We start from the raw sequence: 20625 nt of genomic DNA, 5'->3' as shown, positions 1-20625 counted from the left end.
ACGGTTGGCTTTCTGTGCGATCACGAGCCATGAGGGCATTACTCCGCGTGTGCAACAATCCCTTTCCCTCACCCTCGAACGATCGGTTCACGGTGTGCTTCAAGCCGGCGTGGTGGATGACCGATTCCGCCGCCGCGTGACGATCGTCCCCAGCCCCGCCAGCAACAGCACACCGCTGGCCGGCGATGGGATGAACTGGACGCCGACATACGTGTAGCCGCCATCCTCGAAGATGCTCGCCCCCGGCAGGCTTTGCGCGATCAGTGCCGAGTCATCCCATTGGAGCAGGCCGTTCGTGTAGAGCGTCTGGAGATCGCTCGAGTGCGATCCCGCCCAGCGCAAGCCCCAATAAATCGTGGGGCCTGGGCCGATAGAGTTGAAGGTGATGTCAATCAAACCCTGTGCGCTGACCGTCAGTGTCGCGGAGGCTCCAAGGTCCAGCCCGGACGATTCGCCGTTGAGAGTGGACTTAACCTGTCCCTGGTAGCCGCTGGTCCCTTTCAGAGAAACGTTCCCGCTGACCGCGAAGATCGAGTTGTCCAGTTCCAGCGTGCCCTGCGTCTGGGTCGTCGTGTCGCCGACGTAGAGGTTCTGCGCTGATGCTTGTGTCTCGTGCAGCTTCACGAGGCCTTTGATCCTGCCGTAGTTGACACCCAGGTTATAGCCGATGCCCACATCGCCGGAGACGTCAAGCACGCCGCTGCTGATCTGGCTCAGGTCCAGTGTGCCCGGCAGCGTGCTGGTACTCGCGTTGCTTCGAGTGTTTCGGCCGACGGTCAAGCTCGTCAGATAGGCGGTGAAGGTCCCGGTGCCGGCGGTGAGCGTTCCTTCCGTGGGGCTGGTCCCCGTGAGGATCGACAAGGTTCCGCGGTTCGAAGATGTGCCGATGACCATGTCCATCCCGTCCCCCAGATAGACCCGGCCTGTGGCGCTGGTACCAGCGGAATTAGTGCCCTGTGCGATGATGACATTGCCGGAAACATCAAGCACGCCCGTCGAGTCGGTCAGGTCGAGCGTGGCGCTCACGAGTCCCTGCCCTACCGTGAGATTCGACACATAAGCGTTGAAGGTGTTTGACCCGGCGATGAGTTCGCTGGCTATCGACGAGACCGTGTCATGGGTCGTGCCGATGTTCAGGATATTTCGCGAGCTTGTCGAGCCGATCTGCGTGCTGATGTTGTCGCCCAGCAACAGCTTTCCGGTCGAGCCGCGGCCGTCCCCAATTCGCACCGGACCTGCCACGTCCAGTGTTCCCCCAGTGGCGTTTTGCAGATCGACAGTGCCTTCGTCAGAGGGAGATGTATTGGTGCGGGTTTCGTAGCCGATGTAGAGGCTCGAAAGATAGGCGTTGAATGTGCCGTCACCCATGAGGAGGCTGCCGGTTTCGGCGACATAGCCCGAGCCGACGCTGAGGCTGCCGCGGCTGGAAGTGTTCACCCCCAGCAGCACATCCATGCCTGAGCCGAGGGACAGGCTGCCGCTGCTGCCGAAGTTGTAGCCGATCTGGGTCGCCCCCGAGACGTTCAGATAGCCGCCGGTAAGCCCGCTCAAATCCAGCGAGCCTGTGGTCGTATTTGTGGTCGTGGGGCCTCCACTCTGCGCATTGACGCCGACGCTCAGGCTGGAAAGGTCCGCCTGGAACAAGCCGGTCGAGCCGATGACCGTCAGGCTGCCGCTGGCACTTTTGCCCGACGCGGTGGTAACGATATTGGCCGCTCCGCTGAGGTTGAGCGTGTTGGTGCCTAAGTCGATCGTATGCGCGATCGGCGTCGGGGCCGTCGGGGGCGTGGATATCGGGGCCGCCAGCGTCAGCCCGCTGAGGCTCAGGCCGTTGAGATCCATCGTGGATGTGGTGCCCGAACCAGTGGCGCCGAAGGTGACGCTATCACCATTGACAGGCACCTGAACGGGAGTCCAGTGACTCGAGTCGTTCCAGATGCCGTTGGAGGCGTAGTTCCACGTCAGCGGGGTTGCCGATGCTCCGGTACACATAGCTGCGATGGACAAGGCGGCAATCCATGGCGCGCGACGCTGGATGAACGGGTGGGGGTGTTTGTTTTTCATGGCTCTTTTTCCTTCTCCTGGATGATTCAGTCAGAACACGGTCCTCGCGATCTAAACCAGAGATCCTCTTGCCGGTAAACCTACTCCAACTCATTCCCAACATGAACTTCTTCTTCAAAGACGGGCGGAATCAGCGTGGTCTTAGGTGCCGGCCGTCCCCGGCGTTGTTCGTCAATCAGATTCATGGCAGTTGTCAGTACGTCGCGAATATCAAAGCCCAGCCATTTGACCTTCACGCTGCTGGTCGGCGGGAATGGGAAGTTGGCGTAGGCGACGACGCTCACGTCTTCAGGCACGAGCACCCCCGCGTTGAGCAGCCCCTGACTGCCTTGTTCGACCAGGTGGTCGTCGGAGATGATCAGGCTGTCTGGCCGCTCATTCTGCCCCGGATTCATCAGCAGATGCACGGTGTTGCGGATCGCCGGTGCGCTGGCGAAGAACGGCCCCTGCGACCAGTATGGCCGGGTCGTCATTCCCCGTGCGGCAACCTCGGCGGCGAAGACCTGGTAGAACGTAGAGGTCAATCCCGCGCTGACCATCGCCACGCGACTGCGTCCCTGAGACTTCAGATAGTCCAAGGCCTTGCGGACAAACGCTGCCTGATCCGGCAACACACTGCTCACCTGCGGCGCTTCGACCGTGTTCAAACAAAGCTGCGGCAAGTTTGTGGTTCCGGACAACTCTGTCTGCGTGATCTCCGAGTCGAGCGTGACATAAATAATGCCCGCAAGTCGGTGATTTTTTATGTCTGCGACCAGTCGCTGGTAATCTTCGACGTCAGCGTGCGGCTGAATGTCGTAGTAAAGCTTGATCCGCCGCTTTCGGCCAGACTTTCCCGCTGCATCACCTTTACGAAGTTCGCTCGATCGGCCTTCCGCGATGGCAGCCCCTAACAACGCGGAGTTGAAACGACTCCACGGCTTTCCGCCTGACTGCGGATGATCTTCGAACACCAAAGCGTAGTCACACAAGTGAGGCGGATCGTTGGCAACGAAAGTCCCTCGCCGCCCATACGCTCGTACAAACCCATCCCGCGAGAGCCGATCCAACGCCTTCTGAATGGTTGCTGGGCTGGCTTGGAATGTCTCCTCGAGTTGAATGCGATTAGCAATCTGATCACCAGGCAATAAGGCACCGCTGACGATTCGATGACGAAGATCGTTCACGATCAAATCGTTTTTGGTTAGCCCGCCGTGATTGATTCGTTGAGTCATCAGATTGCCATAGTATTCGACCGTATTAAACTATAGTAAAGATACCGAATATACGAGAAAATGCAAGACGAAACGCAAAATAATATTTTACTATTAACTATTGAATAATAAAGTCTTAAGAAATATTTTTAAGGTTGATCAATGTTCATCGTCTGTGGGAGCCTTAGAAATCGACCTCTGAATAGGTGGTGTTGCTGACAAGTCAAAGCCGGAATAAGGATCACGGGTGGCTCATCAGATCCAGCCATTCGCGCGGAAATCTCGGACATTAGATATAGATGTGTGACGTAACAGGCATGGATGCCTGAATTGTTATGCGCCATTTTTAGTAGAAACAGCGTCGCATTGAGGACAGGTGGTTGGTGGAAGCGGGCTTACTTGCTGCGCTTCAGCAATTCTTTGAGCACTACTGCCTCGTTGTGAACTTGATCTCTTGCTCCATAGACCAGCGTGATGTCGTCTGCAAGAGCCATCGTTTTGAGTGTGGCCAGTGCGGGATTTTTTTTCAGCTCAGCTTGATATCGTTTTCGGAACTCCGGCCACTTTTTCGGATCGTGTCCAAACCATTGCCGTAGCTCCGTTGATGGTGCGACTTCCTTCAGCCACAGATCGAGTTTCGCATTGACTTTGGAAATCCCTCGTGGCCAGAGCCGGTCCACGAGGATTCGCCGGCCATCGCTCTTGGCCGGCTTCTCATAAGCCCGCTTCAATTTGATGTTCATTGCAATCTCCCGGTGACATCCAATCTTAGGCTTGGATCGACAGGGAGTCTGACGAGAGGTTCACCAAGCTTCACCCTGCGGAAGCTGAGTGCGATCATTGCTGTGAATGGTGAATGACACACAGAACGCGAATCACGGCACAAAAAGCGGCGCAAAATCCGACGCAGCAACCGCACGCGGACGGCCGCAAGGCATCGCACGACGAAGACCGGAAAACGAAAAGCCGCCGGCAATGGCGACGATGAGAAAAGAAGCAAGTACTGCGCGGGGGAGAGCAGTTACGCGCCGCTTTGGAAAAAAGACGCTGAGTACGAGAAGTACTACTAGGTCGAGGACCATCGTGATCCACGGGCTGACCGACCATCGTCCGACGCGGACGGCGCGGTGAGCGACTGGTCCGACGACGCCAACAACACCAGCGACTACGACAACCGGGTCCTCTACGCCGGCTACCGCCTCGACAGCGAGACCGGGCTGTACCACGTCCGGTTCCGCGACTACCACCCCGGCATCGGCAGGTGGCTCCAGCGTGATCCCCTCGGATACATCGATGGGATGGGGCTGCAGGAGTATGTGGGATCAAGTCCCACACAGTTCCTAGATGGCTATGGGCTAGCGACCGTTAAAAACTTCGACGGCGATAACTGGCGAACACCAGCGGTGGTAGATATAGATCACGCTCCTGGCGGTTATGCAGACTTTAGAACGAAGAACCCCTCCTTGCCTGAGCATCCGGGGCCACACATGCACAATCAATCCGGCAATCGGAAGTATTTCCCCGACAGCAATGTATTTTTAGACACAAAAACAAACACTTGGTCGTCCGGAAGCACCAAGCAGGCTAAGGAATTTGAGAAAAAGGGAGGAGCATATCGCAACTGGCGACAAGCCAACAATGCAAGAGTTGAAGAGGCAAGAGAGCAGGCGCGGCGAAGAGGTGCCGGAGGCGCCGCCATTATCGCGGGTGGGCTAATCCTAGCGGGAATTGTGTGTGATGAAGCCACTGGTGAGAATCAGCGGATGGTCGACGAAATATCCGTAGATCTAAAGCTGTGGCGGAAAAATGTGGCGGAGGGTAAAGGCGATTTGGTTGGGCCAGCAGCTCATATTGCAGACAATCTAAATAAGCTTATGAAAAATGACAAAGCGGGCCAGGCGGTTCTCCCTCATCTACTTGAACCATCCGCCGAAGCTATGCAGGAAATTCGGGATGCGGCCAGGGAAGACGAAGAATTTCCCAACCTTCCAACCCCACGCGAATCTGATGAAGATGAGTATTATTACGAGGGCAATATATTCGATCCAAATCCATTAATGATGATGGAATATTACTATGGAGGCTAATGGCGAGAACAATACAAATCATAACAAATGGTTTTATGAATGTATGTTTTGTGGATATGGTGTTGACGATGACGATGATAATGAATTTATACAATTTAGTCTGAAACCAGACTTAGCTATCTGCCGAACGTGCTATGCCCATGGAAAACACGAGGGGTTGCCTCGGGAATTACAAGCAGCTATCAGTTTGGAGCTTGCTTTAGAGATGGGTCCGAAGAATAGGGGGCGATATCTCGATTTATTAATTCATTCGGTTTCTTTGCACCCGACATCCAAAGCCCTATCTGAACTTGCAAAATATGTGGATGATCCGCAGCGTGCAACGGCGGCAATGCTACAAGCGCATAAGTTGGACCCATCCAATCCTCTTGCAATCATTATGCTTCCCGAAGTGCTTGCTGCGGCTAATCGATTTGATGAAGCATTTCAATTCAATGAATTGAACCCAATCCCAGGCGAAATGAAAATAGAGCAGGTGTTTATACGTGCTCAATTGCTCTATTGTATGGGGAAAGCATCCGAGGCGGTGGTCGATCTTGCGAAAAGTCTAAACGATTCCGACGAGTTGATGAAAGCCAGTCGGCGGGATCGGTGGGAACAGATGGTAAATCAATATGGCGCCGGGGAAAATCCGTTTGCGGTGAAGTTTTATGAACGACTTAAGCACTTGGAGCCTGGAAGTAACATTTAAGTATCTACGAGAACAAAACGGGCGAAGACAAAGAAGACAAGCGGGGCATCACTGATAATTAGAGTACGAGGTTGAGAATAGACCTCATGGACATCAGCGATTTGCCGTAAGGTATACGTGATATATTGACACGTAGCTGACGGCTCTTGATCTTTAGCAAGTAATTAAGCCACGTGCCGCTATAGCGTCCCGTGTGTGGGTTCGTTTAGGCTCGGCAAGGACGAGCTGTACGGCCACGACAACCTGGACCGGTTGGTCAGCGCCGCCAAGGGCGATCTGAACGGCACGCAGACGGCGTTGACGACCACGAACCAGCGGCAGAGCTGGACGCTCTCCTCGACGGGCAACTGGGACACGTACCAGGTCGACAGCGACGCGAGCAACCCTTGGGACACCACCGTTCGCGCTGGAAAATACCCCCTACAGCATAGGGACACCTTGATATGGCGGTTTTGGTGTCAGTTTTGTCAGGGTTTTGGGCCGACAAAAACAGCCAACATTTTAATTATTAAGCAGTTACGCGTGTCAGGGTCGTTTGACCCTGACATGGCCAAAAACGGCCCGCCTTTGGCTCCGAAAGGGCTGTGGCGACCTTGTCGAATGTCCGGCCGGCTTTGGTGGCTCGGGCCAGGCTGGCGGCGTTTCCCAAGCAAGAAGGGCCTGGACCGCGCCAGCGCTATGCAAATATCCTGTCACCTCCCGAGTCGGCCTTGGTGGAGGTGAACGGAACATGTCGAAACGCCGTTGGTTCAACCCGGTGCTCTTCCTGATGGCGCGGTCGGATCTGGACGATTTGGCGCAGCAGATCCAGTTTTTGAAGGCGGAGAACCAGATCCTCCGCGCCAAGTTACCCAAGAGGGTCCACGTCACGCCAGCGGAGAAGACGAAGCTTTTGAAGTTCGCAAGGCCGGTAGGCAGGGCGGTGCAGGCCCTGGTGAGCATCGTCAGCCCGCGCACGATTGCGCGGTGGATGATCGCGGGGAAGTCCATCGCATTACGAGTAGCTCCGCGGAAGCGGGGTCGGCCGAGGACCAAGGAGGAGATCCGTGAGCTAGTCCTGAAGATCGCACGGGAGACCGGTTGGGGGTATACCCGGATCGTGGGCGAACTTAAGAAGTTAGGGATTCAATTGGCGCCCAATACGGTGCGGACAATCCTGAAGGAGGAGGGGTACGTTCCCAGCCCCGGGCAGGGTGAGAAGAACTGGCAGCAGTTCGTGAGGATGCACACCCAGTCGCTCTGGGCCTGCGACTTCTTCGTCAAGAAGGTCTGGAGCGGGTTCCGGCTTCGGACCTGTTATGTCCTCTTCTTCATCCATCTGGGAACGAGGCGGGTGCATTTGGCAGGGGCATCAATACACCCCGACGCGGGTTGGATGGTCGATCAGGCCGAGCGCTTTAGCCAGGAGGTCGCCACCCAGACGGCTCCAGAATCAGTGATGCTCTTCCGTGACCGGGACTCCAAGTTCACGCGAGAGTTCGACACCAAGCTCGAAGAGCGGGGGATCAAAGTCGCGAAACTGACGCCGCAATCGCCCAACCTCAACCCCTACGCCGAGGTGTGGATTCGTTCGATCAAGCGTGAGTGCCTGGACGACTTCATTTGCTTTGGGCAGGAACACCTTGCGTACGTGGTAAACGAGTATGTGCAGTTCTACAACACGGTGCGGCCGCACCAGGGCATCGGCAATGTGACGATTGGGAAGGCACCACCTCAACAATCCAGCATGACGGGGTACTTAACAGCGGTTGTATGCCAATCACGATTAGGCGGCCTGCTGCGCCACTACACAAGAACGGCGGCGTAGACGAATCCCGATCCCCCTGCGGATGCGGCGGCAATTTTTGAATAGAACGGTTGGGGCGTTCACCCAGGAAGTTCGCGCGAGGCCGGATCAACTGGCCCCTTGCAGCGAGGCGGCCGCCCGTTTCTCAATAATCCCGGCGATGCGGTCTGTGGCCGCAGGATCGTTCGAGGCGCTCCGCAAGCCGGCGTCCTGGAGGGCGGTGAGGGTCCGCTGCGACAGGTCGGCGATCCGCTCGCGCAGCATGGGCCAGCCCACACCAATCTCGGTAGCCATCTTCTGCCAGTGAGCGGCCTTGATCGTTTTCAGGGAGTCGCTCCGGCCGATCTTCATCGCCGGCACCTTGGACAGTTCCGGCCACGCCAACGTGCAAACCAAGTCGTACAACGGCGCCAGTCGCCGCTGGCCCTGCCGGTAGAGGATGGAGTAGTTCTTGGCGTGGGCGTCGGCGTTGCCGATCACCATGTTGAAGATCAGGCCGTCCAGGAAATCGCGGATATCGACCGCGGGAACGCTGGACCAGTCGCGCAGCAGACCGATGCAGTCCCGGACCAGTGGCCCGCCCTCCTGCTGGTACTTCTTCTCCGGGGGGAACCCCAGCGCCTGGCAGAAGTCTTCCTGGTGAACGCGCAGGACCGTGCCGTCGGGGGCGACCGCGCGATCATACCGCTCCACGACGATGCAGGGCTTACCGCCCACGGCGCGATGGGCCACCGCCGGGACATTCAGCTCCAGCCGCCGGGCCAGTGTCATGCAGAGCATCTCGTTGGCCACCAGCCCAGGAAACCGCTCCGGCTCGGGTTTGATGATGTGCGTGCTGGGCGTATTGCCCAGCGGCAGGCCGATGGCGGAATAGTGGAGGACCACCGGCAGCTTGGACTGCGCTCCGGCCAGGGAAAGTCGGACGCCGCTCTCCCCGGCCAGCAATGGTCTCCGGGGCAGTTCTGCGATGACCCGTTCCAGTTCCTTCTCGCTGAGCTTGCGGGTTCGCTTCTCGCCCGGCCGCGGACGCGGGCCATCCTCCGGCAGCAGGCTGACCGCTCCGGCACACTCGCCCCCGATCCGTTCCAGCATGGCGAAGTCGTTCCGCTCGCTGATGCCGAGAATGGCGGCGATCTGCTGCCGCGGCCCTTCATCGGGCAGAATGCCGGCGAAGAACGGGCGTGCCTGCTTGCCCTTGAACGGCTCGGTCTGCAGCGGGAGGGACCGTGACAACGGCGTCGCGTCGGGCTTGTTCAGCCACGCGGCGTCGTATTGGAACCAGAGCAGCCCGCTGTCGTCCTGGTCCAGAGTCCCGACCGCATCGCTGCTGAGGTACACGGTGAGTCGCTTCATGGCCTGCCACCTCCTATCGCGGGCGGGCCGAGCGACACGCTCAATCCCAGCGACCGCAGCACATGCAGCGTCTTGCCCAACTGACACGTGGGCTTACCCTTCTCCAGATCGACGATGAACCGCAGGCCGGTGCCGCAGGTCATCGCCAGTTCTTTCTGGGTGATCTTCATGGCCTTGCGGCGGGCGCGAATAGCGGCCCCGAGTTGTTCTGGAGTCTTGGCTTCCATAGTTTACCGTTCGGTAATATTACGCGACAACTGCATCCGGATCAAACAGATTTTACCGAACGGTAACTGTATCGGCGATTGTGACCCTTCGGAGACAGAATATTCCCGAACGGGCATTTCCCGCAGTCGCAGCATTACTACCGGCGCCATTGGGCGCTGACCCAGGACACGGGGTGACGCCGCGCGAAACGGCGCCGCCCACTGTCAACGTATAGTCATCGCCCGCTCGCATAACACCGCTCGTCTCATGGCGTTCCCTCGCGTTCGCCTGTAAAATCACGCCGTTCTCCCGTGTGCCCGAAGGACCAACGCCAAGCCCTATGACTTGACGCACAGGCGAGTTGCCGTCTGCTACCGTGGGCTTCGCAACGGCCGCGGCCGTGGGAGCGAAGGAACGCGAGCACGATGGCACTGACCAGCTTCCAGGACAAGGTCAACTTCATCTTCGGCATCGCCGACGCGCTGCGCGGCCCGTACAAGCCCAACCAGTACGGCAAGGTCGTCCTCCCACTCACCGTGCTCCGCCGCATGGACTGCGTGCTGGCACCCACCAAAGCCAAGGTGCTGGCCGCCTTCGACAAGCACAAGGACAAGACCGACGCCGCCCGCGAGAGCATCCTCAACCGCGTCGCCGGCCAGCAGTTCCACAACACCAGCAAACTCGACTTCGCCACCCTCAAGGGCGACGCCAACCAGATCGCCAAGAACCTCACTCACTACATCAAGAGCTTTTCCGGCCGGGCACGCGACATTTTCGAAAAGTTCGGCTTCGCCGAGCACATCGAGAAACTCGACGGCGCCAACCGGCTCTACCTGGTGGTGTCCAAGTTTGCCGAGGTGGACCTGCACCCCGACAGCGTCTCCGCCCAGGAGATGGGGTACATCTTCGAAGAGCTGATCCGCAAGTACAACGAAGACGCCAATGAGACGGCCGGCGACCACTTCACTCCGCGCGAGGTCATCCGGCTCATGGTCAACATCATCTTCGCCCCGGACGGCCACGTCCTGACGAAGAAGGGCATCGCCCCGACCATCTACGATCCGACCTGCGGCACCGGCGGCATGATCGCCACCGCCGAAGAGTACATCGCCGAGCTGAACCCTGACGCCCGCCCGGAAATCTTCGGCCAGGACTACAACCCGGAGTCCTACGCCATCTGCGGCTCGGACATGCTCATCAAGGGCCACAGCATTGAGCACATCGTCTTCGGCGACGTACTCGGCGACGGCAAGACCCGCGACGGCTTCCCCTCCCACAAGTTCGACTACATGCTGGCCAACCCGCCCTTCGGCGTGAAGTGGGAGGCCGAGGCCGACGAAGTCACCAAGGAACATGAGAACCAGGGCTTCGCCGGCCGCTTCGGCGCCGGCCTGCCACGCATCAACGATGGCTCGTTCCTCTTCCTCCAGCACATGATCTCGAAGATGAAAGCCCCGGCCGACGGCGGCACCCGCCTGGGCATCGTCTTCAACGGCTCGCCCCTCTTCACCGGCGACGCCGGCTCCGGCGAGAGCGAAATCCGCCGCTGGATCATCGAAAACGACTGGCTGGACACCATCGTCGCGCTGCCCGACCAGCTCTTCTACAACACCGGCATCTTCACCTACATCTGGATCGTCACCAACCGTAAGCCCGCCGAGCGCCGCGGCAAGGTCCAACTCATCGACGCCACGCAGTTCTTCACCAAGATGCGCAAGAGCCTGGGCAACAAGCGCAACGAGATCGGCGACGGCAAAGATGGCAAGCCCGACCATATCGCCGAACTCACCCGCATCTACGGCGAGTTCCGCCACGACGACACCCGCACCATCCAATCCAACGGCGACACTCGCACACTGGTCGCCGGTAAAGTCTTCGACAACGCCGACTTCGGCTACCGCAAGATCACGGTCGAGCGTCCGCTCCGCCTGCGCTTTGCCGTCACCGCCGACGGCCTTGACGCCCTCCGCGCCGCCTCCGCCTTCTTGGGGCTGGCCAAGAGCAAGAAGAAGCACGGCAGCAAAGCCGCCCTCGAAGAAGAAGAGGCCGGGCGCCAGCACCAGCAGGCCATCATCAAGCTGCTGGAATCCATGCCCGCCGGCAAGGTCTGGATGGACCGCGCCGCATTCCTGCCCGATCTGGAATCCTTCGCCGACGTCGCCGGCGTGAAGCTGCCGGCCCCGATCCGCAAAGCCATCGTGACCGCCCTGGGCACGCGCGATGAGCAGGCCGCCATCTGCACCGACGCCGACGGCAACCCCGAACCCGATCCGGAACTGCGGGACTACGAATACGTCCCCCTCAAGCAGGACATCCGCGACTACTTCACCCGCGAGGTCAAACCCTACGTGCCCGATGCGTGGATCGACGAAAGCAAGGTCGATGAGAAGGACGGCCAGGTGGGCATCGTCGGCTATGAAATCCCCCTCAACCGCCACTTCTACATCTACCAGCCGCCCCGGCCGCTGGAGCACATTGAGGCAGACATCGCCAAGCTGGAAAAAGACATCGTGGCCGAATTGCGGGAGGTGGTCGGATGAAGACCGCGAACGCCACGCCCTTCGATGCCTCGGCGGAACTGCCGCAGACGCCCAAGCGGCGATTTCCGCCGTATCCCGCCTACGCCGGCAGCGGCATCGACTGGCTAGGTGACGTGCCCAGCGGTTGGGCCGTGCGGAAGCTCAAGTATGTAACTTCCCTCGTCACTGAAAAGAGCAACGGCGACAGGCTGAAAGTCGGCCTCGAAAATGTGGAAAGTTTCACCGGCCGTTTCCTCGACACGGAGGCCATTTTCGACGGCGAAGGCACAGCGTTCCGCCCTCACGATCTTCTCTACGGCAAACTCCGCCCGTATCTGGCCAAAGCCTTCATGGCCGATGCTGAAGGCGCGGCCGTTGGCGATTTCTTCGTCCTCCGCCCCGGTCGTGACGTTCTTCCCGCGTACATGCAGTATCGGCTTCTGGAACGCGCCTTCACGGAGCTTGCGGACGGCTCGACCTTCGGAGCCAAGATGCCTCGCGTCGATTGGAAGTTCCTCGGGGACTTGAAGTTCTCGCTCCCACCGCTGGCGGAGCAGCGGGCGATCGCGGCGTTTCTGGACCGCCAGACGGCGAAGATTGATTCGCTGGTGGCCAAGAAGCGGCGGCTGATCGAGCTGCTGCGGGAGAAGCGCACGGCCCTGATCTCCCACGCCGTCACCAAGGGCCTCAACCCCGCCGCCCCCATGAAACCCAGTGGCATCGACTGGCTTGGCGACGTGCCGGAGCATTGGATCGTTCGAGCCTTCCGGTATTCGGCGACTATACCGAATGGGCAGGTGGACCCGGAAGATGAACGCTATTGCGATCTGCCGCTCATTGCTCCGAACCATATCGAAAGTGGGACTGGGCGGTTGTTCGACTTTGATTCTGCGGCCGACCAAGCAGCCGAGAGTGGCAAGTACCTGTTCGAGCGGGGCATGGTGCTTTACAGCAAGATACGTCCGGCGCTCGCGAAGGTGTGCGTTGCACCCGTGAAGGGGCTGTGCAGCGCCGACATGTATCCGATTAGTCCTCGCAATGACTGCTTGGCCTCGCTCCTTATGTATTACATGGTGAGCAAGCCATTCACCACGGCAGTTGTTCTGTTGTCGTCTCGGGTAGCAATGCCCAAGATCAACCGCCGTGATCTCGGCGGGTTTCCGGTGCTCGTTCCGCCGATGCCTGAGCAGGCAGCAATCGTCGCAGCTATCCAAGCTGAGACGGATAAGATGGATAGGCTCGTAGCCACGGTGGATTCCGCGATTGTGCAGTTGAACGAGCACCGCTCCGCGCTGATCTCCGCCGCGGTCACCGGCAAACTCGACGTGCGAGGTGAGGTGGTTGCATGACCGGAGCTGAACAGGCCGATGATCTGACAAGAGTGCGTATGCCGTGATTGTAAGGCCCTCGGCAGGTTCGGAGCACTGACCTTGCCGGCGAGGATGAGTAGGATAAAGGTTTTGGAGGTTGAGCGACGGTGACGGCCGTGGAAGTACAGCCGAGTGTGATCGAATGGGCGCTGGTGCGCTCGGGGGCGCGCTCCGCACTGGAAGAGCGATTCCCTCGGCTCGTGGACTGGCTCAGGGGCGACGCCAACCCGTCGCTGCGGCAGCTTGAGGATTTCGCCAAGGCGTCGCGGGTGCCCATCGGGTATCTGCTGCTGCCGGAGCCGCCGGAAGAACAATTGCCGGTCAAGGACTTGCGCACATTTGCCGGGAAGGGTGTGCGGCGGGCCAGCCCGGACCTGCTGGACGTGATCTACCTGTGTCAGCGCCGGCAGGCGTGGTATCAGGAGTACGCCGAGAGCGTTGGCGAAGAGCCGCGGAAGTTTGTCGGTTCAGTCAACCTCCGAAGTTCGCCGGATGCGGTCGCCGAGGGAATCGCGGAGAAACTCGGCTTCAGCGTTAGCGCGCGGCGGGACTGTTCGACCTGGAGCGAGGCGCTGCGGCTGTTCATCGAACAGGCCGAGGCCGTCGGCGTGCTGGTCATGGTCAGCGGTGTGGTGGGCAGCAACAACCGTCGCACGCTGGACCCGCAGGAGTTTCGCGGCTTCGCGCTCGCCGATACGCTGGCTCCGCTGGTATTCATCAATGGGGCCGATACGAAAGCCGCACAGATGTTCACGCTGGCCCACGAACTGGCGCATATCTGGCTGGGTGAATCCGCTGTGACCAATGCCGGTATGGCGGCGGCGCCGGGGCAAGATGTGGAAGTGTGGTGCAACCGCGTGGCGGCCGAAGTGCTGGTGCCCTTGGCGGAGTTGCGAAAACAACTGCCGCGGGGAGACGCGCTGGAGTCGGTCAATGCCATGTCGCGGGCGTTCAAGGTCAGTACGCTGGTGATACTGCGTCGGCTCTTGGATGCGGGTCGTATCAGCCGACAGCGGTTCCAACAGGCGTATGATGCGGAAATCGAACGGCTGGCCAGCCTGCCCCGCAGCAGCGGCGGCGGAGACTTCTACTTAGCACAAGTCAGGCGCCTCAGCCGTCGATTCGCCCGCGCGGTGATTACCAGCACGGCCGAGGGGCAGACGCTCTACCGGGATGCGTTCCAGATGCTGGGTGTGAAGAAGGAACAGACATTCCGGGAACTGGGGCGCATGCTGGAGGTATTGCCGTAATGGCTTACCTCCTCGACGCGAACATCTTCATTCAGGCCAAGAACCTGCACTATGGGATGGATTTCTGCCCGGCCTTCTGGGATTGGCTGGTTGCGGCCAACCGGGCCAAGAGCGTCTACAGCATTGAGAAGGTGGGCGACGAGTTGCTGGCCGGAGACGATGAGTTGGCCGAATGGGCCAAACAGCGGGCAGACGGTTTCTTCCTGCCTCCCGATGACGCGACTATGCCCGCGTTGACCCAGGTGGCTGTTTGGGTACGCAGGCAGAACTACCGCCCGGCTGCGGTCAACGCGTTCTTGCAGGACGCGGATTATTACCTCGTTGCGTTCGCGCTGGCGCACGGGCATACGGTGGTGACTCATGAGATCGCCAGCGATGGGGTGAAGCGGGTGAAGATTCCCACCGTTTGCATTGGGATGAAGGTCAAGTGCTTCAACCCCTATGAAATGCTGAGACGGGAGCGGGTGCGGTTCGTCCTGGCCCCGCCGCCGTAGCCAGGAGGAAGCCCCGTGCCGGCTGAATACAAAGAAAAGGCGTTCGAGGTCGCCATCGAGGAGCACCTGCTCACGAATGGCGGCTTCGTCAAGGCGGACCCACAGAACTTCGACCGCGAGCGCGCCCTCGACCCGACGGTGCTGATCCCGTTCATCCAGGAGACGCAAGGCGAGAAGTGGAAGACGTTGGAGGGGCTACACGGCGCGAACACCGCGACGGTCGTGCTGGACGATCTTTGTAAGGCGATGGAGAGCCGGGGCAGTCTCGATGTGGTGCGGCACGGCTTCAAGACGTTCGGCAAACAACTGGAGGTCGCGTTCTTCCGGCCGGCCCACGGCATGAATCCGGACACGCTGAAGCTCTATCAGGCAAACCGGCTGACAGTGACGCGGCAACTGCGGTACAGCACGAAAAGCGAAAACAGCATCGACCTGGTGTTGAGCCTCAACGGCATCCCGCTGGTGACGGCGGAACTCAAGAACCCGATGAGCGGGCAAAACGTCAACCACGCCCGAACGCAGTACATGCGGGACCGCGACCCGCGCGAGCTGATCTTTCAGACCTGGAAGCGGACGCTGGTTCATTTCGCCGTGGACCCCGACCTGGTGTACATGACCACGCGGCTGAACGGCAAGGACACGTTCTTCCTGCCGTTCAACCTAGGCGACGGGACCAGCGCCGGCAATCCGGAACACTCCGGTGGCCATCGCACGTTCTACCTTTGGGAACAGGTGTGGGAGCGGGACTCATTGCTGGACATCATCGCGCGGTTCATCCACCTGGAAGTGAAGGAGCGGCGGTTTCAGGGCAAGACGGTGCGCAAGGAGTCGATGATCTTCCCGCGGTATCACCAACTGGACTGCGTGCGGCGGCTGGAGGGCGACGCCCGCGCCAAGGGGCCGGGCCAGAACTACCTGGTGCAGCACTCGGCCGGCAGCGGCAAGAGCAACTCCATCGGCTGGCTGGCGCACCGGCTGGCGTTCCTGCACAACGCCCAAGACAAGAAAGTGTTCGATTCGGTGGTGGTCGTGACCGACCGCATCGTGCTCGACCAGCAGTTGCAGGACACGATCTACCAGTTCGAGCACAAGCACGGCGTCGTGCAGAAGATCGACGAAAACACGGCCCAACTGGCGCGGGCGCTGCGCGAAGGCGTGCCGATCATCATCACCACGCTACAGAAGTTTCCGTTCGTGACCGAGCAGATACGCAAGCAGGCGGAGGAAGAGGCCAAGGCCAATGGGCTGCCAGCGCCCACGGCCGATGACCTGACGCTGCCAGGCAAACAGTTTGCCGTCATCATTGACGAGGCCCACAGTTCCCATTCCGGCGAGACGGCCACGGAACTCAAGGCGGTGCTTGCGGGCGACCACATCAAGCAGAAGGCCAAGGAAGAGGCGGAGGCCCAGGGGCTGGACGATTACGAAGAGGAAGTCCTCCGCACGATGGCCAAGCGCGGGCGGCAGCCCAACATCAGCTTCTTCGCCTTCACCGCGACCCCCAAGCACAAGACGCTGGAAGTGTTTGGTACCCCCGGCAGCGACGGCAAGCCGCACCCATTCCACTTGTATTCCATGCGTCAGGCCATCGAGGAAGGCTTCATCCTCGACGTGCTTAAGAACTATACGACCTACAAGACCTACTTCGGCCTCATCAAGTCGGTGGAGGAAGACCCGAACGTCGAGAAACGGGCCGCAGCCAAGGCGCTGGCCCGGTTCATGACCCTGCACCCGCACAACATCGAGCAGAAGACAGAAGTGATGGTCGAGCACTTCCGCGCCTCCACGCGGCACAAGATCGGCGGCAAGGCCAAGGCGATGGTTGTCACCGGCTCGCGGCTCCACGCCGTGCGGTACAAGCAGGCGTTCGACAAGTACATCCTGGAGAAGGGCTACAAGGAAATCGCAACGCTGGTCGCGTTTTCGGGCACGGTCATCGACGACCTGGACCCCAACAAGACCTACACGGAAGGCGGGATGAACAAGGGTATCGGCGGCCGGGAAATCCCGGAGCGGTTCGGCACCGAGGAATATCAGGTGCTCATCGCGGCCGACAAGTTCCAGACCGGCTTCGACCAGCCGCTGTTGCACACGATGTACGTGGATAAACGGCTGGCCGGCATTCAGGCGGTCCAGACCCTGTCACGGCTCAACCGCACGCACCCCGGCAAGGACGACACCTTCGTCCTGGACTTCTACAACGACCGCGAGGAAATCCTCAAGGCGTTCCAGGACTACTACGAAGTGACGGCGGTTGGCGACCAGGCCAACCCGCAGCAACTCTACGCGCTGACATCCGAGTTGAATGGCGCCGGCGTGTACCACACAGACGAGGTAGAGCAGTTCGCGCAGGTGTTCTTTAAGCCGCGGGCGCAGAATACCCCCGCGGACCACGGGGCGATGAACGCGATCCTCGACAAGGCGGTCTCGCGCTTCGTGACGATGCGGGACGAACTGAAGACGCAGGTATCGGAGAAGGGATGGAAACAGGCTAAGGAAGAGGCACAGGAGGCGTTCCGTGGCAAGCTCCAGGCGTTCCGCAACCTGTATTCGTTCCTGTCGCAGGTAATCCCGTACCAGGATTCGGACCTGGAGAAGCTCTACATCTACGGGCGCTTCCTGCTCACGAAGCTGCCGCGGCCAGCCACCGGCCCGCAGTACGATTTCGATGACGATGTGGCCCTCAAGTTCTACCGCCTCCAGAAGATCAGCGAGGGAAGCATCGCGTTGCAGTCGGGAGTGGGCGGACAGCTTAAGGGGCCGACGGCGGTGGGCACGAGCCGCGGGAAGGATGAGGAGATCGAGCTTTCCCGCCTGATCGACCTTCTCAATGAGCGATTCGGGACGGACTTCAAGCCGGCCGACCAGCTCTTCCTTGATTCGGTGCGGGAGGACGCCGTGGCGAATGAAGACCTCCGGCAGGCGGCGATGGCCAACACCATCGACAATTTCAGTTACGTCTTCCGGCGGGCGCTGGAGGGGCTGTTCATCGACCGCATGGAGCAGAACGAGGACATCTTCAACCGCTTCATGAACGACGGGCGGTTCCAGCAGGTCGTCGAGGAAACGCTCCGCCGGCAGGTGTATGACCAGATTCGGGAGCAAGCGGCGGCGGAGAGCGCAGGAGTACAGCCATGAGCGTGAAGAAGGCCGCAGTCCAAGTCTTGCAGCAGGCAAATGGCCCGCTGACCGCCCATGAAATCGCCCGGCGCATGTTGGCCGGCGGGTTGTGGTAGACCAGCGGCAAGACCTCGCACGCCACGGTCGCCGCGGCGCTCTATACGGACATCAAGAGGCGTGGCGCCGGCTCGGCATTCACGCAGGTTACGCTTCATCCACAAGGCGGAACGCGGCAGGGATGGCAGCGGCGCTGGTGTCGCGCGCCATGTCTTGAGCCTTGAGATAGGGAGCCGCGCCGAGCTTGATGGTTGCCAACAGATCGAGTGGCTCAACACGTAGTCGCTTCGCTCCTGCGTCAAGCGTGTCCTGAAGGACCTTGTAGGCTGCGGCCTCGCGTTTCGGAGAGGGATCGTTCGAAGTTCCGGCCAGATCGTCGAGCACTGCGAGGTAATAGAGCGCCGCGTTCCGTTTGGCGGCGAATCGCCCCAACTCGACGAGGTAAAAGTCGTCAAACTCAACCGCGAGCGAGCTGATCAGCGACGTCCGCGGGTCCGACGCCTGAGCCAGGTGATCGCTCAGGATCTTAAGCGCCGAATCGGGAACCACATCGTGCGCGGCGAACGCGGCCATTTCGTTGCAGGCGAGGTTACGCAGCGACAGGCCGACGAGGTATTGAATCAAGAGAGCGTCCCTGCGCGAGATCATCTCGCCTGCCGACTCCAGGCCGGCGAGCTCCTGCGCGGCGTCGTCCCAGCGATTCTGGGCTGCGAGCGACCGGGCACGCAAGGCCTTGAGTTTCCCGAGGTCGCGGAGCGCAGTAAGACCGGGCAGCTCGGCGTCGGCGCCCCGTGCGCGGGGAAATTGCACCGCGCCGCGCTGGATGCCTTGGTCAAACAGCACAAGCGCCGCCTCGTGGCGCGTAAGGAGCTTAGCGTCGTCCTCGCCGACCCGAGCGCAGCGCGAGTGACAAATTTGAAGTTCGCGTGGAAACGCGGAGAGATCGTCGGCCCGTAGGATGCAGACCCTTACTCGATTGGATGATCCCTATCCGACGCCAGAAAATAGAGCCGGCCCCAGTTGCCAGCTATCACAACGACACGGCCATGGGCATACGTCGGATTTCCCGAGAAGCTGTCATTGAGCTTGGAACTGGCTAGGTAGTCTCCCGAAGGCAGAATCGTCAATATCTTGGCGGGCATTTTCTCGTGATGCACGGCTTTCCACTCAAAGCTCTGCTGGAGTTTCTTGGCCGCGTCTTCCGACAGATCAGCAGTGCCGAGCAATTCCATTCGAATGTCCGATGGAGACGGTACGCCTCGTGATGCGGAATTCTTTGTGATGGTGTAGTCGGCTGATGTCACATCAATGGCATTGAGGTTAGGTAAGAACTTCAGCAGGTCTGCAACAGAGGTGCTTCGGGTCCCAGAGGCAGCAGGAGCCGCTCGACCGCATGAGGAAACGCAAGCCACCATCACCCCGAGCATCATAGCTAAGGTAGTGCTCATTATACCTCGAAGGAATAGCGTCAAATACATGACCACACCTTTGCGCTAACGTCTCCGCGATCCACTGCGCCGTGGGTCGCCCTCGATCTGCGTCGTCTTATCGGCCTCTCCCTTCTTCCATGTGATAGTACGGGTTACCTGCCCGCGTGAGTAAAAGGACTTAGCCCATCCAAAGACCTCAAATCTACCGTTCTCATCATCTGGAAGGCCTGTCGCTAAATCAGCCTGTCCTTTGTTGAAATTGTAGAAATCCTCCATGTCCACCTTGATCTGCAGCGTATAGGTGCACTTGGCTGGGTCATAGGTGACCGTGCCGGTCCCCCATATGTTGTGCCCACCTAATGCTTTCTGCCAGTCTTCAGTGCTACTGTTCACCAACCTTGCCGACGTGGAATACACGCTGAACTGCTGCGTCTTTCCATCATGCTCTCGCTCGATGTCGGCCTGTGCTCCGGCCAGTTCCGCTTTGAAGCCATTGTCAATCCCTCCGTCGTCTGCAATGGCGTTCTCGTAGTTGACCCAGAGATCCTTGCCTGTCTTATCCCGGTAGTGTCGATATGCTCTGGTGCCATTTGGCAGATGGCCCAATGCCTGTGCACCGCCTAACAATGCGCCGTATTTGTTCCAGGCGTACAGATCACCCCACGTCCAATCAGCGTTTGGATCGTATGCATATCCGTTATCCCATTTGATGTCCGGCTTTGGCCCTGTTCCGATCTTGTAGTCTTTCAGGCCCCAGGCGTCGGATCGGGCAATCGGATTCGAACTTGCGTACTGATACAGGTTCATCCCTCCTGCATAAGCATCGCGCTGGACGAACTGCCCGCCAGCCCCCATTCCCCCCGATCCCACGCGCGCTGGCCCCGGATCGCGGCTGGTGAACCGCCCCAGACCAGGGTGGTAGTACGCCGAGGCCGTATTGGCGAAGGCGACGATGGCCATGAACCCCACGAGAACCGCGATGAGATGTGATCGCTTCATGTTCT

17 protein-coding genes are annotated in these 20625 nt (G+C 59.7%); 8 read left to right on the top strand and 9 right to left on the bottom strand.

The genetic code is table 11. The features are described from left to right. Positions 1-99: 99 nt before the first annotated feature. The 4 genes from IT444_10955 to IT444_10940 form a co-directional block, all read right to left on the bottom strand. The gene (locus IT444_10955) at positions 100-2064 is read right to left on the bottom strand and encodes a hypothetical protein (GenBank protein ID MCC7193289.1); all 1965 of its coding nucleotides are present in this window, start codon (positions 2062-2064) and stop codon (positions 100-102) included. A gap of 80 nt (positions 2065-2144) precedes the next feature. Next, positions 2145-3230, bottom strand: coding sequence for a GntR family transcriptional regulator (locus IT444_10950; GenBank protein ID MCC7193288.1), 1086 nt, complete (start codon positions 3228-3230; stop codon positions 2145-2147). A gap of 422 nt (positions 3231-3652) precedes the next feature. Continuing rightward, complete coding sequence (locus IT444_10945; protein ID MCC7193287.1) at positions 3653-4000, bottom strand: DUF488 domain-containing protein; 348 nt, start codon at positions 3998-4000, stop codon at positions 3653-3655. 132 nt (positions 4001-4132) lie between these two features. Continuing rightward, the gene (locus IT444_10940; GenBank protein MCC7193286.1) at positions 4133-4483 is read right to left on the bottom strand and encodes a hypothetical protein; all 351 of its coding nucleotides are present in this window, start codon (positions 4481-4483) and stop codon (positions 4133-4135) included. Between IT444_10940 and IT444_10935 the strand changes: the two genes are divergently transcribed. From IT444_10935 to IT444_10925, 3 genes are all read left to right on the top strand, one after another. Further along, positions 4385-5344: an RHS repeat-associated core domain-containing protein gene (locus tag IT444_10935; protein ID MCC7193285.1), complete on the top strand. Its 960-nt coding sequence runs from the start codon at positions 4385-4387 to the stop codon at positions 5342-5344. The genes IT444_10940 and IT444_10935 overlap by 99 nt on opposite strands. Continuing rightward, the gene (locus tag IT444_10930; protein ID MCC7193284.1) at positions 5334-6035 is read left to right on the top strand and encodes a hypothetical protein; all 702 of its coding nucleotides are present in this window, start codon (positions 5334-5336) and stop codon (positions 6033-6035) included. Before IT444_10935 ends, IT444_10930 begins: the two co-directional genes overlap by 11 nt. 730 nt (positions 6036-6765) lie before the next feature. After that, the gene (locus IT444_10925; GenBank protein MCC7193283.1) at positions 6766-7842 is read left to right on the top strand and encodes a transposase; all 1077 of its coding nucleotides are present in this window, start codon (positions 6766-6768) and stop codon (positions 7840-7842) included. A gap of 87 nt (positions 7843-7929) precedes the next feature. Here the strand turns inward: IT444_10925 and IT444_10920 are convergent, their stop codons facing one another. After that, positions 7930-9174, bottom strand: coding sequence for a type II toxin-antitoxin system HipA family toxin (locus IT444_10920; protein MCC7193282.1), 1245 nt, complete (start codon positions 9172-9174; stop codon positions 7930-7932). Beyond that, complete coding sequence (locus IT444_10915; protein MCC7193281.1) at positions 9171-9401, bottom strand: helix-turn-helix transcriptional regulator; 231 nt, start codon at positions 9399-9401, stop codon at positions 9171-9173. Before IT444_10915 ends, IT444_10920 begins: the two co-directional genes overlap by 4 nt. Before the next feature lie 405 nt (positions 9402-9806). Between IT444_10915 and IT444_10910 the strand changes: the two genes are divergently transcribed. The 5 genes from IT444_10910 (at position 9807) to IT444_10890 (ending at position 18152) form a co-directional block, all read left to right on the top strand. Beyond that, on the top strand, positions 9807-11921 hold the full coding sequence (locus IT444_10910) for an SAM-dependent DNA methyltransferase (GenBank protein MCC7193280.1): 2115 nt from the start codon (positions 9807-9809) through the stop codon (positions 11919-11921). Then, positions 11918-13249, top strand: a complete 1332-nt coding sequence (locus tag IT444_10905; GenBank protein MCC7193279.1) for a restriction endonuclease subunit S — start codon at positions 11918-11920, stop codon at positions 13247-13249. The genes IT444_10910 and IT444_10905 overlap by 4 nt, the downstream gene beginning before the upstream one ends. 137 nt (positions 13250-13386) lie before the next feature. Further along, the gene (locus tag IT444_10900; GenBank protein MCC7193278.1) at positions 13387-14520 is read left to right on the top strand and encodes an ImmA/IrrE family metallo-endopeptidase; all 1134 of its coding nucleotides are present in this window, start codon (positions 13387-13389) and stop codon (positions 14518-14520) included. Then, positions 14520-15014 (top strand): DUF4411 family protein, encoded by a 495-nt coding sequence (locus IT444_10895; protein ID MCC7193277.1) that lies wholly within the window; start codon positions 14520-14522, stop codon positions 15012-15014. The genes IT444_10900 and IT444_10895 overlap by 1 nt, the downstream gene beginning before the upstream one ends. A gap of 15 nt (positions 15015-15029) precedes the next feature. Next, the gene (locus tag IT444_10890; GenBank protein ID MCC7193276.1) at positions 15030-18152 is read left to right on the top strand and encodes a type I restriction endonuclease subunit R; all 3123 of its coding nucleotides are present in this window, start codon (positions 15030-15032) and stop codon (positions 18150-18152) included. A gap of 186 nt (positions 18153-18338) precedes the next feature. Here IT444_10890 and IT444_10885 read toward each other — a convergent pair whose 3' ends face one another. From IT444_10885 to IT444_10875, 3 genes are all read right to left on the bottom strand, one after another. Continuing rightward, positions 18339-19034, bottom strand: a complete 696-nt coding sequence (locus IT444_10885) for a hypothetical protein (GenBank protein ID MCC7193275.1) — start codon at positions 19032-19034, stop codon at positions 18339-18341. Positions 19035-19159: 125 nt separating this feature from the next. Then, positions 19160-19423 (bottom strand): hypothetical protein, encoded by a 264-nt coding sequence (locus tag IT444_10880; GenBank protein MCC7193274.1) that lies wholly within the window; start codon positions 19421-19423, stop codon positions 19160-19162. A gap of 261 nt (positions 19424-19684) precedes the next feature. After that, positions 19685-20625: hypothetical protein (locus tag IT444_10875; protein ID MCC7193273.1), on the bottom strand; the 941-nt coding region annotated here is incomplete at its 5' end.

It is taken from the genome of Phycisphaeraceae bacterium (assembly GCA_020851465.1).
In the GTDB taxonomy this organism is placed as follows: domain Bacteria; phylum Planctomycetota; class Phycisphaerae; order Phycisphaerales; family Phycisphaeraceae; genus JADZCR01.
This window is presented reverse-complemented; position numbering and strand designations above follow the sequence as displayed.

Bases quoted from the DNA above. Each gene is read 5' to 3' on its own strand.
- IT444_10955 (MCC7193289.1), bottom strand. From the start codon at position 2,064: ATGAAAAACAAACACCCCCACCCGTTCATCCAGCGTCGCGCGCCATGG.
- IT444_10945 (MCC7193287.1), bottom strand. From the start codon at position 4,000: ATGAACATCAAATTGAAGCGGGCTTATGAGAAGCCGGCCAAGAGCGAT.
- IT444_10930 (MCC7193284.1), top strand. From the start codon at position 5,334: ATGGAGGCTAATGGCGAGAACAATACAAATCATAACAAATGGTTTTAT.
- IT444_10925 (MCC7193283.1), top strand. From the start codon at position 6,766: ATGTCGAAACGCCGTTGGTTCAACCCGGTGCTCTTCCTGATGGCGCGG.
- IT444_10920 (MCC7193282.1), bottom strand. From the start codon at position 9,174: ATGAAGCGACTCACCGTGTACCTCAGCAGCGATGCGGTCGGGACTCTG.
- IT444_10915 (MCC7193281.1), bottom strand. From the start codon at position 9,401: ATGGAAGCCAAGACTCCAGAACAACTCGGGGCCGCTATTCGCGCCCGC.
- IT444_10910 (MCC7193280.1), top strand. From the start codon at position 9,807: ATGGCACTGACCAGCTTCCAGGACAAGGTCAACTTCATCTTCGGCATC.
- IT444_10905 (MCC7193279.1), top strand. From the start codon at position 11,918: ATGAAGACCGCGAACGCCACGCCCTTCGATGCCTCGGCGGAACTGCCG.
- IT444_10895 (MCC7193277.1), top strand. From the start codon at position 14,520: ATGGCTTACCTCCTCGACGCGAACATCTTCATTCAGGCCAAGAACCTG.
- IT444_10880 (MCC7193274.1), bottom strand. From the start codon at position 19,423: ATGGAATTGCTCGGCACTGCTGATCTGTCGGAAGACGCGGCCAAGAAA.